This is a genomic window from Sphingopyxis sp. OPL5 (genome assembly GCF_003797775.2).
Classification (GTDB): domain Bacteria; phylum Pseudomonadota; class Alphaproteobacteria; order Sphingomonadales; family Sphingomonadaceae; genus Sphingopyxis.
The window spans coordinates 363922-379854 of sequence record NZ_CP060725.1; the positions used below are offsets into that span (position 1 = coordinate 363922).

The 15933-nt window shown below is 64.9% G+C and carries 19 protein-coding genes; 16 read left to right on the forward strand and 3 right to left on the reverse strand.

Going from position 1 to position 15933, the window contains the following annotated elements:
• Nucleotides 1–67 precede the first annotated feature (67 nt).
• The 6 genes from EEB18_RS01670 to EEB18_RS01695 all read left to right on the forward strand — a co-directional run bounded on the left by EEB18_RS01670 (nt 68) and on the right by EEB18_RS01695 (nt 8210).
• Entirely contained in the window at nt 68–799 is a 732-nt protein-coding gene (locus tag EEB18_RS01670; protein ID WP_187140405.1) for an ImuA family protein, read from the forward strand.
• A complete protein-coding gene (locus EEB18_RS01675) occupies nt 720–2267 on the forward strand; it encodes a DUF6504 family protein (protein ID WP_187140406.1) in 1548 nt (515 codons plus the stop codon). Before EEB18_RS01670 ends, EEB18_RS01675 begins: the two co-directional genes overlap by 80 nt.
• Before the next feature lie 97 nt (nt 2268–2364).
• Entirely contained in the window at nt 2365–5685 is a 3321-nt protein-coding gene (locus EEB18_RS01680) for an error-prone DNA polymerase (RefSeq protein WP_187140407.1), read from the forward strand.
• Nucleotides 5686–5798: 113 nt separating this feature from the next.
• Entirely contained in the window at nt 5799–6242 is a 444-nt protein-coding gene (locus EEB18_RS01685) for a glycine zipper 2TM domain-containing protein (RefSeq protein WP_187140408.1), read from the forward strand.
• Nucleotides 6243–6520: 278 nt separating this feature from the next.
• Nucleotides 6521–7645 (forward strand): GGDEF domain-containing protein, encoded by a 1125-nt coding sequence (locus EEB18_RS01690; protein WP_187140409.1) that lies wholly within the window; start codon nt 6521–6523, stop codon nt 7643–7645.
• 67 nt (nt 7646–7712) lie between these two features.
• Nucleotides 7713–8210: a hypothetical protein gene (locus EEB18_RS01695; protein ID WP_187140410.1), complete on the forward strand. Its 498-nt coding sequence runs from the start codon at nt 7713–7715 to the stop codon at nt 8208–8210.
• A gap of 469 nt (nt 8211–8679) precedes the next feature.
• Here EEB18_RS01695 and EEB18_RS01700 read toward each other — a convergent pair whose 3' ends face one another.
• A complete protein-coding gene (locus EEB18_RS01700) occupies nt 8680–8850 on the reverse strand; it encodes a DUF1328 domain-containing protein (RefSeq protein ID WP_077029184.1) in 171 nt (56 codons plus the stop codon).
• 370 nt (nt 8851–9220) lie between these two features.
• On the opposite strand from EEB18_RS01700, the gene EEB18_RS01705 reads away from it, so the two are divergent.
• From EEB18_RS01705 to EEB18_RS01745, 8 genes are all read left to right on the forward strand, one after another.
• Nucleotides 9221–9403: a DUF3606 domain-containing protein gene (locus EEB18_RS01705; protein WP_056350312.1), complete on the forward strand. Its 183-nt coding sequence runs from the start codon at nt 9221–9223 to the stop codon at nt 9401–9403.
• Nucleotides 9400–9666 carry a hypothetical protein gene (locus EEB18_RS01710; protein WP_077029182.1) on the forward strand — a complete coding sequence of 89 codons (267 nt, stop codon included), beginning with the start codon at nt 9400–9402 and terminating at the stop codon, nt 9664–9666. Before EEB18_RS01705 ends, EEB18_RS01710 begins: the two co-directional genes overlap by 4 nt.
• A gap of 42 nt (nt 9667–9708) precedes the next feature.
• Entirely contained in the window at nt 9709–10329 is a 621-nt protein-coding gene (locus tag EEB18_RS01715) for a TIGR02281 family clan AA aspartic protease (protein WP_187140411.1), read from the forward strand.
• Nucleotides 10330–10404: 75 nt separating this feature from the next.
• Nucleotides 10405–10848, forward strand: coding sequence for a hypothetical protein (locus EEB18_RS01720; RefSeq protein ID WP_056350307.1), 444 nt, complete (start codon nt 10405–10407; stop codon nt 10846–10848).
• On the forward strand, nt 10808–12253 hold the full coding sequence (locus EEB18_RS22620; protein WP_262408064.1) for an SOS response-associated peptidase family protein: 1446 nt from the start codon (nt 10808–10810) through the stop codon (nt 12251–12253). Before EEB18_RS01720 ends, EEB18_RS22620 begins: the two co-directional genes overlap by 41 nt.
• A complete protein-coding gene (locus tag EEB18_RS01735; protein WP_056350301.1) occupies nt 12253–12432 on the forward strand; it encodes a DUF6961 family protein in 180 nt (59 codons plus the stop codon). Before EEB18_RS22620 ends, EEB18_RS01735 begins: the two co-directional genes overlap by 1 nt.
• Nucleotides 12429–13019 (forward strand): alpha-ketoglutarate-dependent dioxygenase AlkB, encoded by a 591-nt coding sequence (locus EEB18_RS01740; protein WP_187140412.1) that lies wholly within the window; start codon nt 12429–12431, stop codon nt 13017–13019. Before EEB18_RS01735 ends, EEB18_RS01740 begins: the two co-directional genes overlap by 4 nt.
• An 80-nt stretch (nt 13020–13099) precedes the next feature.
• Nucleotides 13100–13375, forward strand: a complete 276-nt coding sequence (locus EEB18_RS01745; RefSeq protein WP_056350296.1) for an HU family DNA-binding protein — start codon at nt 13100–13102, stop codon at nt 13373–13375.
• Nucleotides 13376–13384: 9 nt separating this feature from the next.
• Here the strand turns inward: EEB18_RS01745 and EEB18_RS01750 are convergent, their stop codons facing one another.
• Nucleotides 13385–13807 (reverse strand): VOC family protein, encoded by a 423-nt coding sequence (locus EEB18_RS01750; protein ID WP_187140413.1) that lies wholly within the window; start codon nt 13805–13807, stop codon nt 13385–13387.
• Nucleotides 13808–14025: 218 nt separating this feature from the next.
• Between EEB18_RS01750 and EEB18_RS01755 the strand changes: the two genes are divergently transcribed.
• Both EEB18_RS01755 and EEB18_RS01760 read left to right on the forward strand, forming a co-directional pair.
• The gene (locus EEB18_RS01755) at nt 14026–15063 is read left to right on the forward strand and encodes an endonuclease (RefSeq protein ID WP_222943136.1); all 1038 of its coding nucleotides are present in this window, start codon (nt 14026–14028) and stop codon (nt 15061–15063) included.
• A 14-nt stretch (nt 15064–15077) separates the two neighbouring features.
• A complete protein-coding gene (locus tag EEB18_RS01760) occupies nt 15078–15236 on the forward strand; it encodes a hypothetical protein (RefSeq protein WP_187140414.1) in 159 nt (52 codons plus the stop codon).
• A gap of 283 nt (nt 15237–15519) precedes the next feature.
• Here EEB18_RS01760 and EEB18_RS01765 read toward each other — a convergent pair whose 3' ends face one another.
• Nucleotides 15520–15903, reverse strand: a complete 384-nt coding sequence (locus EEB18_RS01765) for a nuclear transport factor 2 family protein (RefSeq protein ID WP_187140415.1) — start codon at nt 15901–15903, stop codon at nt 15520–15522.
• Between the last annotated feature and the right edge of the window lie 30 nt (nt 15904–15933).

Below are 15933 nucleotides of genomic sequence, written 5' to 3' on the forward strand. Positions count from 1 at the left end.
TTGACGAAGAGCAGGCAATGAGAACAAAGAAGGAACATAAGACCAGCTTGCCGAGTTATCCGCACCTATGCGCCAGTCCGCCGTTCTTGAAGAAATTCGCGCGAAAATAGCGCAAATCGAAGGCGTTGGCGCTCGTCATGACGTCATCCCGTTCGGTATCGAGGATTTCGACTCGCGAATTCCTGCGCGCGGAATCGCCACCGGCGCGCTTCACGAGCTCGCCGGCAGTCCCGAACTGGCGGACGATGCGAGCGCCACGATCTTCCTTGCCGGTATCCTCGCCAGGAGCGACGGCCCGGTTTTCTGGTGCCTGCGCTGGCGTGATCTCTTCGCCCCCGCGCTCCATCTTGCCGGGCTCCATCCCGACCGGCTGATTCATGTCGAAGCGGGCAGCGACACCAACGTCCTCCTCGCGATGGAGGAGTGCCTCCGCCATCCGGGGCTCGCGGGGGTCGTCGGCGAGGTCAAGAAATACAGTACCATCGCTTCGAAGCGGCTGCAGCTTGCCGCCGAAGCCTCGGGAGTCCCCGCCTTCATCTTCCGCCGCGCCTGCAAGGCCGGCGAGCCTGCCGAAGGCAGCGCCGCCGTGACCCGCTGGCGCGTCACCGCGAGTCCGACCGAGGATCTGGGCATCCCCGCGATCGGACGCGCGCGCTGGCGCGTCGCGCTCGAGCGCGCGCGCGGCGGCAATCCGCACAACTGGATCGTGGAGGGCTGCGATGCGACGGGTCGTATCGCTCTTCCTGCCGCACTGGTCGACCGACCGGCTGCGCAGGAAGATGCGCAAGCCGCAGCCTGACGGCCGCGCCCCGCCCCGCCCGCTCGTCACCGCGATCCCCGACCATGGCCGGCGTATCGTCGCGGCGACGTGCCGGGAGGCGCGGATGCTTGGCATTCAGACGGGCATGACGATCACGAAAGCGCGGGCTTTCGCGCCCGAGCTCGATGTCGTCGACGGCGAGCCCGAAGCCGATCTCGACGGGCTGCGGCGCCTCGCCCTCTGGGCAGGCGAGCGTTATTCGCCGATTGTCGCGCCCGATCCGCCCGACGGGCTCTGGCTCGACATTACCGGCTGCGCGGCTATCTTCAGCAGCGAGCGAGCCTTGCTCAAGGATCTTCACCGCCGCGTCGCAGCCTTCGGTCTCAGCCTGCAAATTGCGGTCGCGGACACGGCCGGCTGCGCGCATGCGACCGCCCGCCATGTCCCCGCCGGGCGGCCCGTCACGGTTGAACCCGGAGCGCATCGCAAGGCGATCGCGCTCCTTCCCGTCGCAGCGCTCCGCCTGCCGTCCGCCGATGTCGAAGGCCTGCGCAAACTCGGCTTCGAGCGGATCGAGCAGCTGATCGGAAGTCCCCGCGGTCCGCTCGCTAAACGGTTCGGACGCGAACTGCATCGCCGCCTCGACCAGGCACTCGGCACGCTCCCAGAGCCCATCGAACCGATCTTCCCCGAAGTGCTGCCGCAAGCCAGGCGCGGCTTCATGGAGCCGCTCGCGACGGCGGATGCCTTGGCGCAGGTGATCGGCGACCTTGCGCACGATATCGCAGGCCAGCTCAACCGCGCCGGAACGGGCGCGCGGCGCCTCGACTGCTATTTCCACCGCGTCGATGGGCAGACGCAGGCCATCCGTATCGGAACCGCCTCGCCTTCGCGCGATCCCAGGCATCTTGCGAAACTGCTCGCCGCGCGGATCGAGAGCGTCGATCCCGGTCTCGGGATCGAGGCGATGACGCTCATCGCGGCGCTCGCGGAGCGGCAGCAAGGGAGCCAGGCCGACGCGCTCGAAAATATCGGACGCCGCGGACCCGATCTTCCCGCCTTAGTCGACACGCTCGCCAACCGCTTCGGGCAGCGCGCGCTCCAGCGCGCGGCGCCGCGACCGAGCGCGATGCCCGAGCGCTCGGTCGCCGCCCTCCCCGCGCTCGCGCCCGAGACAGGCGAGAGCTGGAGCGACTGGCCGCGCCCGTCGCGTATGCTCGCGCGGCCCGAACCGGTCGATGTCGTCGCCTTGCTTCCCGATGATGCGCCGCGCCTCTTCATCTGGCGCCGCAAACGCTACCGGGTCACGCAGGGCGACGGACCCGAACGACTGCAGGGCGAATGGTGGCGCGAGGGCGGGATTGAAGGCGAAACCCATCTCACCGTCCGCGACTATTATCAGGTCGAGACCGAGACGGGCGGCCGTTACTGGCTCTTCCGCCTCGGCGACGGGGTCAATCCGGCCACCGGCTCCATGCGCTGGTTTATTCACGGAGCGTTCGCTTGAGAATGCGACCGGCATCAAATCGCATTCGCTTGAGAAGGCAGCAGGCATCGAACCGCATTCGCTTGAGAGTGCGGCCGCCGAATAGCGGCGCCTTAGCATGACCGATGAAGGACCGGCCTATGTCGAGCTGCAGGTCACGACGCATTTCAGCTTCCTGCGCGGCGCCTCCTCGCCGGAAGAGCTGTTCACCGCCGCTGCAATGCTCGGCCTGCCCGCGCTCGGCGTCGCCGACCGGCACAGCGTCGCCGGGATCGTGCGCGCGTGGGACGCCGAGAAGGTCACCGGGGTCCGCGCCCTGACCGGCACGCGTCTCGATCTTGCCGACGGAACCGCCCTTCTCGTCTATCCAACCGACAAGATGGCCTATGGCCGGATGTGCCGGCTGCTCAGCATCGGCAAGACGCGCGCCGGCAAGGGCTCCTGCCATCTCGACTGGCCCGATCTCGAGGACTGGACCGAGGGCCTGCTTGCAATCCTGCTTCCCGACCGCGCCGATAGCGCAGCCGAGGCGGCGATCGCCCGCGCAAGGCGCATCTTCGGCGATCGCCTCTATCTCGCCCTCACGATCCGGCGCCGCCCCGGCGATGCGATCAGGCTGCGTGATCTCGCAGCATTGGCCGCCAAAGCGAAAGTGCCGACGCTCGCAACCGGCAACGTCCTTTATCATATGCCCGACCGGCGCCTGCTGCAGGATGTCGTCACCTGCATCCGCGAGAAATGCACGATCGACGAGCTTGGCGATCGCCGCGAACGCTTCGCCGACCGCCACATCAAGACGGCGGCCGAGATGGAACGCCTGTTTCTCCGCTACCTCAAGGATCGTTCGCCGGTCGCGCGCACGGTCGATTTCGCGAAGCGTTGCACCTTCAGTCTCGAAGAGCTGCGCTATCAATATCCCGACGAGATCCAGGTTCCCGGACGTACCCCGCAGGAGGAGCTAGAGCGACTGACATGGGAAAAGGCCCCGCTCCGCTACCCCGAAGGCGTCAGCCCGGCGGTCCGTACCCAGCTCGAGCATGAACTCAGATTGATCAGCGAACTCGATTACGCGCCCTATTTCCTGACGGTGCACTCGATCGTCGCAGAAGCACGTCGCCGCGAGATCCTCTGTCAGGGCCGCGGCAGCGCGGCGAACAGCGCGGTCTGTTACGTCCTCGGTATCACCTCGATCGATCCGGTGCGGTCCGAACTCCTGTTCGAGCGATTTGTCAGCGCCGAGCGCCGGGAGCCGCCCGATATCGATGTCGACTTCGAGCATGAGCGGCGCGAGGAAATTATCCAGTGGATTTACGAGACTTATGGCCGGACCCGCAGCGCACTCACCGCGGTCGTCACGCGTTACCGCTCGCGCGGCGCCGTCCGCGAAGTCGGCAAGGCGCTCGGGCTTAGCGAAGACATCACGGCGGGGCTCGCCGGCGCGGTCTGGGGCTATAGCCGCGAGGGCGTCGAGGAGAAGCATGCCGAAGCCCTGAACCTCGATCTCGGGGACAAGCGCCTCGCGCTGACGCTCGAGCTGGCGCGCATGCTCATCAACACGCCCCGCCACCTTTCGCAGCACCCCGGCGGCTTCGTGCTGACGCGCGACCGGCTAGACGAACTCGTGCCGATCGAGCCCGCCGCGATGGAAGACCGGCAGGTCATCGAATGGGACAAGGACGACATCGACGCCCTCGGTTTCATGAAGGTCGACATCCTTGCATTGGGCATGCTGAGTTGCATGCGCCGTGCCTTCGAATTCCTTCACGATCACAAAGGACTGAAGCACGATCTTTCCACCATTCCCGCGGAAGATCCGGCGACCTACGCGATGATCCGCAAGGCCGACACGCTCGGCGTATTCCAGATCGAGAGCCGCGCGCAGATGGCATCGATCCCGCTTATGGCGCCGCGCACCTTCTACGATCTCGTCATTCAGGTCGCGATCGTCCGGCCGGGCCCGATCCAGGGCGACATGGTCCATCCCTATCGCCGCCGCCGAAACGGACAGGAGGAGGTCACTTATCCGACGCCCGAGCTACGGCGCGTGCTTGAAAAGACGCTGGGCGTCCCGCTCTTTCAGGAGCAGGCGATGCGCGTCGCGATCGAATGCGCCGGCTTCACGCCGAGCGAGGCCGATCTCCTCCGCCGTGCGATGGCGACCTTCAAGCTCACCGGCGGGGTCAGCCATTTCCGCGACAAGCTGATCGATGGCATGGTCGGCCGCGGCTACGACCGCGAGTTTGCCGAAAAGACCTTCAAGCAGATCGAGGGCTTCGGCTCCTACGGATTTCCCGAGAGCCATGCCGCGAGTTTCGCTCTCATCGCCTATGCCTCGTCGTGGATGAAATGCCATCATCCCGACGCATTCTGCGCCGCGCTGCTCAACGCCCAGCCGATGGGCTTTTACGCGCCCGCGCAGATCGTCCGCGACGCCCGCAATCATGGCGTCGAGATCAGGCCCATCGATGTCAATCACAGCCGCTGGGACTGCACGCTCGAAGAGACTGCCAACGGCAAATATCATGCGGTGCGTCTGGGCCTGCGCATGGTCCGCGGCCTCGCCAACGAAGATGGCGCCGCGATCGCCGCGGCCCGTGCCGGCGTACCCTATAGCAGCGCCGAGGAAATCCAGCGCCGCGCACGCGTCGGGCGCGGAGCGCTCGACCGGATCGGCGATGCGGACGGCTTCGCCTCGCTCGGAAGCTCGCGCCGGGAAGGGTTATGGGAGGTGAAGGGCTTGGGACCTGCCGCCCTTCCCCTCTTCCAGGCTGCCGACGAACGCGCAGGACGTCTCCAGCGCGAAGCACTGGAACCAGCGACGCTGCTCGCGCCGATGGGCGAAGGCGCCGAGGTCGTCGAGGATTACCGAGCCTCCGGCCTTTCACTGAGGGCCCATCCCCTCGCCTTCCTCCGCGACGAGCTTCGCTCGCGAAAGATCATCACCTGCCGGGAGCTTCAAGGCATCAAGGACGGCCGGTGGGTGAACCTCGCCGGGGTCGTTCTCGTCCGGCAAAAACCGGGCTCGGCGAAGGGCGTCATGTTCATCACCCTCGAAGACGAGACCGAGGTCGCGAACCTCGTCGTGTGGACCAATGTCTTCGAGAAATATCGCCGCGTCGTCCTCGGCGCCGCGATGATGGGTGTGCGCGGTCAGGTTCAGCGCGAGGGCGAGGTCATCCATATCGTCGCGCAAAGGCTCGACGACCTCTCCCCGTTGCTCGCGAGCGTCGGGCAACGCAAGGACATCGCCGATATCTACAGGGTCGGCCGCGCCGACGTCGTCAAGAGCCCCGTCGGCCCCGACCCGCGCGATCCGGAAACGAAGCCGCTCGGCCGCAATCCGCGCGACATCTATATTCCCGACCTCCGCCTCGGGTCCGGCATCATTCCCGGCCAACCGACCGAAGGCATCAAGATCAAACCTCGGGATTTCCGTTAGCTTTCAAATGGCAGGGGGCGGAACTCGACATGCTTTCAGGGGTCTAGATCATGAGGGGCCAGCGCATGCCCCGCCAAGGTCGGCCCGGCACGCAACCAAATGGAGTGATGCCGATGAACCGCCTGATGATCCTTCCTCTCGCCGCCGCGACCGCCATGGTCGGTGCCTGCGCCTCGACCGGCAGCAGCTATGCCTATGACGACGGCGGCTATGGCTATTATGATCGCGCCTATTACGACCAATATGGCCGCTATGACTATGATCGCCCCGACCCGCGCTACAGCGGCTATTATGCGGAGAATTATTATCGCAACGACCGGCGCTATCGCGAACGCCGCCTTAGCGACAACGACCGCATCTATCGCGGCCGCGACAACAAATATTATTGCCGCCGAAACGACGGATCGACCGGCCTGATCGTCGGCGGGATCGCGGGCGGCGTGCTCGGCAACGTGATCGCCGACGGCAGGTCGGAAACGCTCGGCACCGTGATCGGCGCCCTCGGCGGGGCAGCCGTCGGGCGCGAAATCGATCGTAGCAATGTGCGCTGCCGATGATTGAAATAATATCGACGGCCACGGGAACAATCCGGCCATCCGCGCGCCGATAGTATGCAAGCTCGGGTCTCAGGACCCGACTTCAGGAAAGCCCCGCAGCCTTGTGCAGCGGGGCTTTACCTTTTCGGGCATCGAATGTTCGGCGAATGCTCCCACGCTTCCAACTTTGTTAACGCTCGGCGTCTAGGCTGAAGCGTGCGGGATTTCAGGAGGTTCGGCCGTCCGCAGGAGGAACCGATCCTCCCGGAGGGCGGTAATTCTCGGCAAGGAGCTGAGCGATGTCGACCCCGGTCAAATATTCTCCCGACGCGATCGAAATCGAACTGATCCGAAGTCTCTACGATGGCATGCTGCCCTCGCGCGTCATGTCGCTCGGCTTTCTCATATGCGGGGCGCTGATCATCGAACAATCGGGCGACATGCTGATCGCCGGACCCTATGCGATCGGCGTCCTCGCCTCGATCGCCCGGCTCCTCGTTGCCTCACGCGACGCAACCGTCGCGGATAATCCCGCGATCGCACTCGGTGAGGCCCGCCGGCTCGAGCGCCGCTACGCGGCGAGCTACACCGTCTTTGCAGCCATGCTCGGCTTCTTCGCCGCGCGGGCGCTTGCCCTACCCGATCCAGCCATCGACAAGCTCGCGATCTGTCTCGTCATCGGCTATGCGGCCGGCGTCGCGGCGGGGACGAGCTTTCGCCCGCGCATCGCCATAGCCTCGCTCCTTCTCGCCGTCCTGCCGCCGGTCGTCACGATGCTCGCTGCCGGAACGCCGCTCCACATCGCAACCGCGCTGATGACCGCCGCCTTCCTCGCCGGCGGCATCTTCAGCTTGCGAAAAAGACACGCCCGCGCTCTCGATGACATCGGCCGCCGGCTCACCTTCGCCTCGCTCGCGCGATGCGACGGGCTCACTGACCTGCCCAATCGGCTGGCGCTGCGCGAATGGTTCGATCGCAATGTGCGCGCCGCTAAAGTCCGCCCGATCGCGCTTCATTGCCTCGACCTCAACGGCTTCAAACCTGTGAACGACAGCTTCGGCCATCCCGCAGGCGACGCGTTGCTCACAGCGGTCGCGAGACGAATTTCGGGAACCTTGCGCGAAGGCGACATTGCCGCGCGGCTTGGCGGCGACGAGTTCGTGATCGTCCAGCTTCAGATCGGCAATCCCGACGAGGCCTATATGCTCGCGGAACGCGTTGCAGCCTCGATCGCGCGCCCCTTTGCCGTCGGAAGCCATGATGTCCGGGTTTCGGCGTCGATCGGTTACATTGTCTGCGACGACCTGTCGCGCGACCTTGAACAACTGATCAGCCTCGCCGACGAGGCGCTCTACACCGCAAAGCGAAGCGGCCGCGGCATATGCCGATATCAGGACGCTGCCGAGGTACAGGCAGCGGCTTAAAAACGGCCCGGGAGCAGCAACATCCGTTCACGTCGCGCGTTGGTGCTGCGAGGGGGATCGAGGATAAATGATGCCCCGTATTCTATTGCTCATGACGTCCGTTCTCGCAATCGGTGCCGCCACCCTTTCGCTCCAGTCCTGCGGCAGCGAACCGGTTGAGGCCGCACCGCCGGAAGCAGCGACGAGCGCGCTCGTCACGCTGCCCGATGGATCGACGATGGGGGCAGCATCCGGATCGCTCACGCGCGAGATGGCCGATTGGCTTGCATCGCGCGATGGCCAAAGCGAGACATTCACTTTTCATGGCTTCGACGAAGACAGGCCCAAACTGACAAGCATTGGACTCGGGCGAGCCGCAGACCTCGCCACCGTCCTTCGCGCAGCTCCGGCCGCGACAATCGAAATAGCCGGCGACGAAGCCCAGATTAGCCTTCTCGCCCATTTGCTCGAGGATCGCGGCATCGCATCCGAACGGATGAAGGTCGTCCCCGCGGCCGGGATCGGAACCGCCACGCTGACGCTCCATCGCGGCGCGCCGTCTTCGCTGATGACGGCGAAGTCCTGAACCGCTGCCAGGCGAAAGAAGGCCGACTTTAGTCGGTCAACTCCTCGAACCACTGCGCATAGGGCGTGTTGACTGCCATGTGTCGATTGAAGTCCGGGGCTCCATCGTCCCACCACACCGGCCCGCGCTCGCCAAGCGCGCGCTTCGAGCGATCGACCGCGGAGCGAGCCTGCCGAAGCGTATGCCGTCCTTGGCTGCGAGCGCCGCTCGCACGCCCCGCCGGGCAGTCATCAGTTCGGATACTAGTCGCTCGCGCTGGCTAGGCTCTAACGCCGGGTTCGACCTACGCCAAAGTCGGCCGCGAATAACGAAATAGCGGCCGTCCGGCGTGACATTCAGTGTGTCGGGCCGGTGCTCAGACACGGCCGATATGGGGAGAAGTTATAGTCGTGTGCCGGCGACCGAGGGGTTTGTGATCGCCGGCACCCGTGAGGATGGCAAAGTCGGAAACTTCGGCCATCCCGGAAACTCAGGGCAATGTGCGGCGTCCGCGCCCGAAGACGAAGGCGACGATGAAGAGGACGACGCCGATCACGAGCAAGATCTTGGCGAAGTCGGCCGAAAGGCCGGCGATGCCGCCGAAGCCGAGAAGCGCCGCGACGAGCGCGACGACGGCAAAGATGATAGCCCATCTGAACATGATAAATCTCCCGTCTGGACGCAGTCCGCCAGTCGCCCGACCGCACTTGCGGGGGACGGTGAAGGCCGCGCCAATTCATCCTTGGTGGATGTCCGGGTAACGCTGGCTCGCTTCGAAAGTTCCGCGCCACAAGAGCATCCGCTCTCCCGAATAACCTGTGTTAATCCGAAAATTTTCTCGGGAACGCTTGCCGCCATCGGTGCGTCATTCGAGGTTGAGATGCCTTCCCCTGAACCGGCGGGAGGGCCTATCAAAGGCAAGGTACCGACAGGATCGCGGCACAGACGGGCGCGGAAATTCTGCGCCTTCTGGGCCGGGCCGCAGCTCCCGCGCGGCCCGGCTTCGCGGGCCTCTCACGCAGGAGATCATGATGGCGGACGACAAGAGACTGACGGGCGCCCCCGATCGCGATCGGATCAGCCTTTCCGAAGACTATGAGATCCGCGACTGGACCCAGAGCCTCGGCGTGGGCGAGGATGAACTGCGCGAGGCGGTCGATGCCGTTGGGAATAGCGCGGACGCCGTTCGCGCCTATCTGAACAACGGCCGATGACTTGGGACGCTGCCGCAACGGCGCCGATCGAGCGCATCGCCCGGGTCCTTGCCGGACATGAGCTCAGCCGGAACGGCGAAGGCGAACTGGAATCGGCGGCCGCTGCGGTCGACGTTCTCTGGCCGGATTACACGGCCGCGGCGCTCGCTATCCTCAAGACGATGCGGGAGCCGAGCGGGCGCATGCTGGCGGTCGGGGATGCCCAGGTCTGGGAACGCATGATCGCCGCAGCAATAGAGGACGAGACGATCTCGGAGAGCTGATCGTTCAGCCCCGCGACACGAGGCCAGCGCTAGAGGCCTGATATGTCCCTCACCACTGATCTCGCTTGGGAACAGCTCGCGATCTATGCGGCTGGCGCGGCGCTGGTCCTCATTCTGCTGTTCAAAATCCCCTATGTCGGCCGCGTGCTACGCGGCCTCTTCTCCTTCGCGCTCCTTGCCTTCGCGATCTTCCTCATTCTTCAGCACGCCCCTTTCGATCCGAACCTCGGTCGACTCACCTCTGCGATCGGTCTCGATCGACAGCAGGTGGTCGGCAGCGAGGTGCGAATCCCGATGGCGCGCGACGGGCATTTCTGGGTCGATGCCGAAATCAATGGCATCAAGCGAAAGATGCTCGTCGACAGCGGCGCCACCATGACGGCCGTGTCGCATGAGACAGCGCGCGCAGCCGCGGTCGAAGCCGATGCAACGCTGATGCCTCTTCTTATGCAAACGGCAAACGGGACGGTGCACGCCAAGGCGGGAACGGTCGATGCGCTCGCGGTCGGTGCCATCGAAGCGCGGCGGCTGAAAGTCGTGATTTCGCCCGCGCTCCGCAATACGGACGTCCTCGGTATGAATTTTCTGTCCCAGCTCGCCGCCTGGCGCGTCGAGGGCCGCACACTCTTCCTTGTTCCTCCGCCCGCCCACGTCGACCCCTGATCGACACGGCGCAGATTCGCCTTTGTTCTATTTTTGTTCTATACTCCCTGACCGACTCGCAGCGAAGGACCGGCCATGGGCGACGTAATCCAGTTCGAAAGATCCGACGGCGGCGACCGCATCCGCGGCCATGCGCCCGCAAACGATTTTTTCGCACCCGGCGGTTTTCTCGCCGCGGTCAATGCGGTCCATATCACCGGCGCGCATCTCGCCCGCGCGATCGAGACGATCCGGCATATCGAGGTGAAGAGTTCGAGCGACATCGCGGAGCATGGCCGTCTCCTCGAGTGTTTCGCGCGGGAGCACGGGCTCGGCGATCATGGCGGTGCCGCGCTCCACGCGCGCGTGATCGCCCTCGATCGCTGGGCGCAGGAATTCGACCCGTTCGGCGAGAGCGATATCAGCGGCTTCTACGCCGCCGGCGGCAGCGCTCCGCTCGTCGAGACCGAGATCGGTCACGGTTTCGAGCCGGCGAGCTTTGCGGAACAAGTCGAAAAATGGACGAAGATCTTCGCCTGAACGCCGAGAGATGAGCCGCCTCTACACTCTGGCCGCCACGGCTTCGGACGTCGCCGATCATTTCGGCGCCGGCGGCTTTACCGATATCGCCGTGCCCTCGGAGACGATCGAGGCCCTCCCCGGCCTCGTCGTCCATGCAACGAACGGCCGACGGCACCTTCGCCAGATGCTCTGGGGCTTCCCGCGCCTCACCCGCGAGATGCGGCTGCGCGGCGATCCGCCGGGCCGCATCGGTCTCGTCGCCGATCTCACCAACCCGATGTGGGAAGGTCTCGTCGTCGAGCCCCGCTATCGCTGCCTCATTCCGCTGACCCACTTCGCGAACCCCAACGGCTCGCCGGGCGAGAAGACACGCAGTTGGTTCTCTGCCGAAGGCCAGCCGATCATGGCCTGGGCGGGCTTCGCCAAGAACACCCCCGAATTGGGTCCCGTTTACGCCGGCATGACGATGGACGCGAACGAGCTCGTGCATCCCACCAACGATCGCATGCCCGTCCTCCTCATGCCCCATGAATATGAGCGCTGGCTCCACGGCTCGATCAAGGATGTCATCGGCTTCCAGTTTCGTCCGCCACCGCCCGCAGAAAATTTTGTCGCCGAGCATACCGACGATCTTTGGCGCAGCGGCAAATTGCCGCCGAGCGCGCGGCCCCAGCAAGCGCTGCTCAAGCAGAGCGCCGTTTCCGCCCATGCCCTTCCTTCCCGGCCTGATGCTGATAGACTGACGTCCATGTGCAATCTCTACACCGAGCGCAAAAGCGCGGCCGAGGTTGCGGCGCATTTCGGCGTCGACCTCCCCGTACCGGCGTTCAACAGCGCCGAGGATGTGTATCCCGGCTATTCGGGCATGGTCGTCCGCGAAGAGCAGGGAAAGCGCGTCCTGCGCTCGATGACCTGGGGTTTTCCGCGCCACTCCAAAAGCAAGAAGACAGGTCTGCCCAACAAGCCGAGCCCGACGAACAACGCACGCGACGATCAGCTCTTCAATCCTTATGGTATGTGGAGCCAATGGTTTGCCCAGTCGGCGCATCGCTGCCTGATCCCGTTCACCGCATTTGCCGAAGCCGTCGGCGAAAAAGGCGCAATGACGAAGACCTGGATCAGCGTCACCGATCAGCCGCTTGCGGCCTGGGCGGGACTATGGCGCCCCACCGACGAATGGGGCGACGCCTATACCGGCGTGATGGTGGACGCGACCGAGGAACTGCTCGATATCCACGACCGCATGCCGGTGATCCTCCGTCCCGAAGATCATGAGACCTGGCTGCATGCGCCCGCCGACGAAGCATTCGGGCTCGTGCGCAAATATCCCGGCGACCGCCTCGTTGCCGAGTATAGCAACGACCCCTGGAACAACCGCGGCAGGACGTCGCCCCCCCTCCCCGATATGCCGACCCTGCTCTGATGCTCACCGAAGACCGCCATCTCTGGGCCTGCGCCCTCGCCGTCGAGAAGCAGCATGGCGCGGGCGCACCGCGCTTCGTCGCAGCGCGCATCGGTGCGCTCGCGCTCGCGGGGGATAAAGCGGGCGTCGAGCGCTGGAAAGCGATCGCGGCGAAACTGGACGCACTCGCAAGGACATGAAGCACGGCCCTGTCAGCAAAAGTGCCGCGGCGCAGGCCGATCTGTTTGGCCGTGCACTGCTTCCCGGTCTCGAAGCGGCCGAAGCCTTCGTCACGGAAGCCGAGGAAGCCGCGCTCATAGCCCATATCGAAAATGCTGGGCTCGAGGCCTTCAAGTTCCAGCAATGGGAGGGCAAACGCCTCACCCGCTCATTTGGATGGAGCTATGATTTCCAGACGGGGGTTTTCGCACGCGCCGCGCCGATCCCCGACTGGCTCGCGCCGATCGCCGCTCGCGCCGAGCGTTTTTCAGAACTTCCGCCGGGCGCCCTCGCGCAGGCGCTGCTGATTTCATACGGCCCCGGGGCCGGCATCGGCTGGCATAAGGACCGGCCCGTCTTCGAGCATGTCGTCGGCATTTCGCTGGGAGCAGAGGCGGCGATGCGCTTCCGGCGCCGCCGAGGAGACAAGTTCGACCGCTTTGCACTGCCGCTCGCGCCCCGCTCGATCTATCGTTTCACCGGCGAAGCGCGGCACGCGTGGGAACATAGCATCGCGCCGATCGAGACGGCGCGCTGGTCGATCACCTTCCGCAGCCTCGCGAGTTGATCGCGATAGCGAAGGCAAATATTCGCTCCTATAGAGACCGCCCGGTCGGCGAGGGGCCGACCGCATAAGGGAGATATTGAATGAACCATGCCGACCTTTCGGACGCAGTTGCTAGCGCGCTCGGAACCAGCAAGGCCGACGGCAAGAAGGCTGTCGACGCCGTGTTCGCCGCGATCGCCGACGCCGCCGCCAAGGGCGAGGAAGTATCGGTGAACGGCTTCGGCAAGTTCAAGGTCAAGGAAAGCGCAGCCCGCGAGGGCCGCAACCCTTCGACCGGTGAGACCATCCAGATCGCGGCCTCGAAAAAGCTCGGCTTCGGCGCGGCGAAGGCGGTCAAGGATCGCCTCAACGGCTAAGACCCGACGTCAGGCGCCGAAGGTCACTTGGCCTTCGGCGTCGATCGGCCAAGCCGGATTCCAAGCGATTTCCCAGGCGTGATCGTCGGGATCGGCGACATAGCCCCGATAGCCGCCATGCGGCGGTGCATCGCCTGGCCGGAGCACCCGCCCGCCTGCAGCTTCCAGTGCCGCGATCACCGCATCGACCTCTTCCGCCGACCCGACATTATGGGCGAGCGCGAAGGCCCCCAGGCCTCCGAACGAGGTCCGCGTCATGTCCTCGGCGAGCTTTGCCTCAAGCCATGTGCCGAGGATCAGACCGTTCATCTGATAGAAGGCGATTTCCTCGTTCGCGAACACCGGCGTCCAGCCGAAGCCTTCGCTATAGAAGCGGCGGGACCGGACGAGATCCGCGATCCCGAGCGTCACGACTGCAATCTGCTGCTGCATGCATCGGTCTCCGATATAGGCTCTTTAACAACGGCAAGGGAGCCAGCCTTGTTCCCGCGATCACGAAGTCCCTATGAATCGCCGAAGCCAGACATCAGCCGCGCCGAACAATGGATCACGAACCTCCTTGTTGGAAAGTCGAGTACCGCACAGAAATTCGGGTAAACTTGATCGAAATCAATATCAAATTACACGTCATTCGGAACAATTCCTCGTAGGTGCGCATTCTTGTAGTGCCTCGTCTCTCCCCCTGGTTCCCGGGAGACGAGGTTCTCTCCCCAGATAATATTGCTGCCAACGAAGAGGTTGAAAGCGCCCCGCGACGCGGCCAGAAGCGCCCGATGAACCAGCGCCTCCTTTTTATAGCTGCTACTCTCCTTTCGCTCAGCGCTTGCGCGGGGGCCGAGCAAGCTTCGCAGCCCTTTTCGCCCTCTGTCCTGCAAGACCGGCCGCTCACCCTGGCGAGCTGGAACCTCGAATTCCTTGCCGAGCGTAACGGCGACGGATGTCAGCCGCGAACCGACGCCGACTATGCCGCCATGCGGCAGATCGCCGATGGGCTCGACGCCGACGTGATCGCGTTTCAGGAAGCGGAGAGTGTCGCGGCGGCAGAGCGCGTGTTCGACCCCGCCCGCTATACCGTCGTCATGGAAGAGCGCGCCGGTGCGCCCAGCGGGACCTGCGGCGGCGAGCACAAGTCGCAGCGCGTGATCCGCCAGGCTGTCGGCTTCGCGATCCGCAAGACCATTGCGTTCGACCGCCACCCCGATGTGACCAGCCTCATGCTCGGCAATCCTCAACTGCGCTCGGGCGTCGACATCACGCTCCGACCTGAGCGCGCGAGGCCGCTCCGTCTGCTTTCGATCCACTTGAAGTCGGGCTGCTTTGCCGGAGATACCGCCAAGGCGTGCCCGATCCTGTCCGAGCAGATCCCCGCGCTCGAGGCGTGGGTCGATGCGGCTGCCGAGGCGCCTGTGCGCTTCGCCCTGCTCGGCGACTGGAACCGCCGGCTCGGCCTTGCAGCCGACCGCGTCTGGTCCGAGCTCGATGATGGCACGCCCTTGAACGCCGATCTCCGTCTCGCAGCTGCCGGGACGGGACCGAAATGCGATCCGCGCTACGACAGTTTCATCGATCATATCGTCCTTGACCGGCGCGCCGGCGCGGACATGCTGAGCTTTGCCGAGACGCTCTACGGGTCGGGCACCAAGCATTACTCCGATCATTGTCCCATATCGGTGACGCTGGCGCGGTGACGGGAAGAACAACCATGGATCAGGACCTTGTCGAAGCGCTTGAATTCTTGCTTGGCCGGGATGACGACGGCGCCCTGTTCGATCGTGAAACGCCGGAAGGCGGATATCGCTCGCAAGGTCTCGAGAATGCGCTGAAAACGATCCGCCGCAAGCTTCGCGCCAGGCCGGATTGACCTTGGCAGCGAGAACGCTGGCCCGAAGGGCCGAAAGCCGCACTCTTGCCGGAGCCGCAGCCGGGGCGGCGTGCGGGCGGGAGCGGCGGCTCGGACGCGGCGGAGCCGTGGCCGGAGCCGCGCGCAGCGCGGCTTGCCCGCCGTGAAAGCGCGCGCCCGCACCGGCAAGAAGCGAGGCAAGTGTGCACGCGCGGCCCTACATCCGTGCGACCCCTGGCCGAGCCTGCGAGGCCAGAGCGCGCTCGACAGATGCCGCGCTCAACCTCCCCGAGGCGGACTTCGATCACAGCTCCGACGAGGCACAAGCCGTGCATTGAGCGAGAATGATCTGCCAACAGTCGCCCTGCTGCTTCCAGAGCCGGAGATAGGCAAAAGTCCCGAAGAAAGCCGCGCCACCATAGGTTCCCGCGACATCGGCCGTTACGACGACGCTCGCCACGTCGCCGTGGGACCAAATGCGGCGGTCGCCGCGAAAATCGAGTGAACTCAGGTCGAGCAGGCCCGAACGGTGCGCCGCTATATCACCCTCCCGCGATCGCCTGACCCCCTGTTGATCGACGAAGATCATGTCCTCCGCAAGCAGCCGCTCCAGTGCCTCGACATCGCCGGCCAGCATCGCAGCCCGCAGCTCTTCTTCGCACCTCGCAATCGCCTCGATCAGCGGCATCCATCCTACTCCCGAATCTGGCCGCCGGCC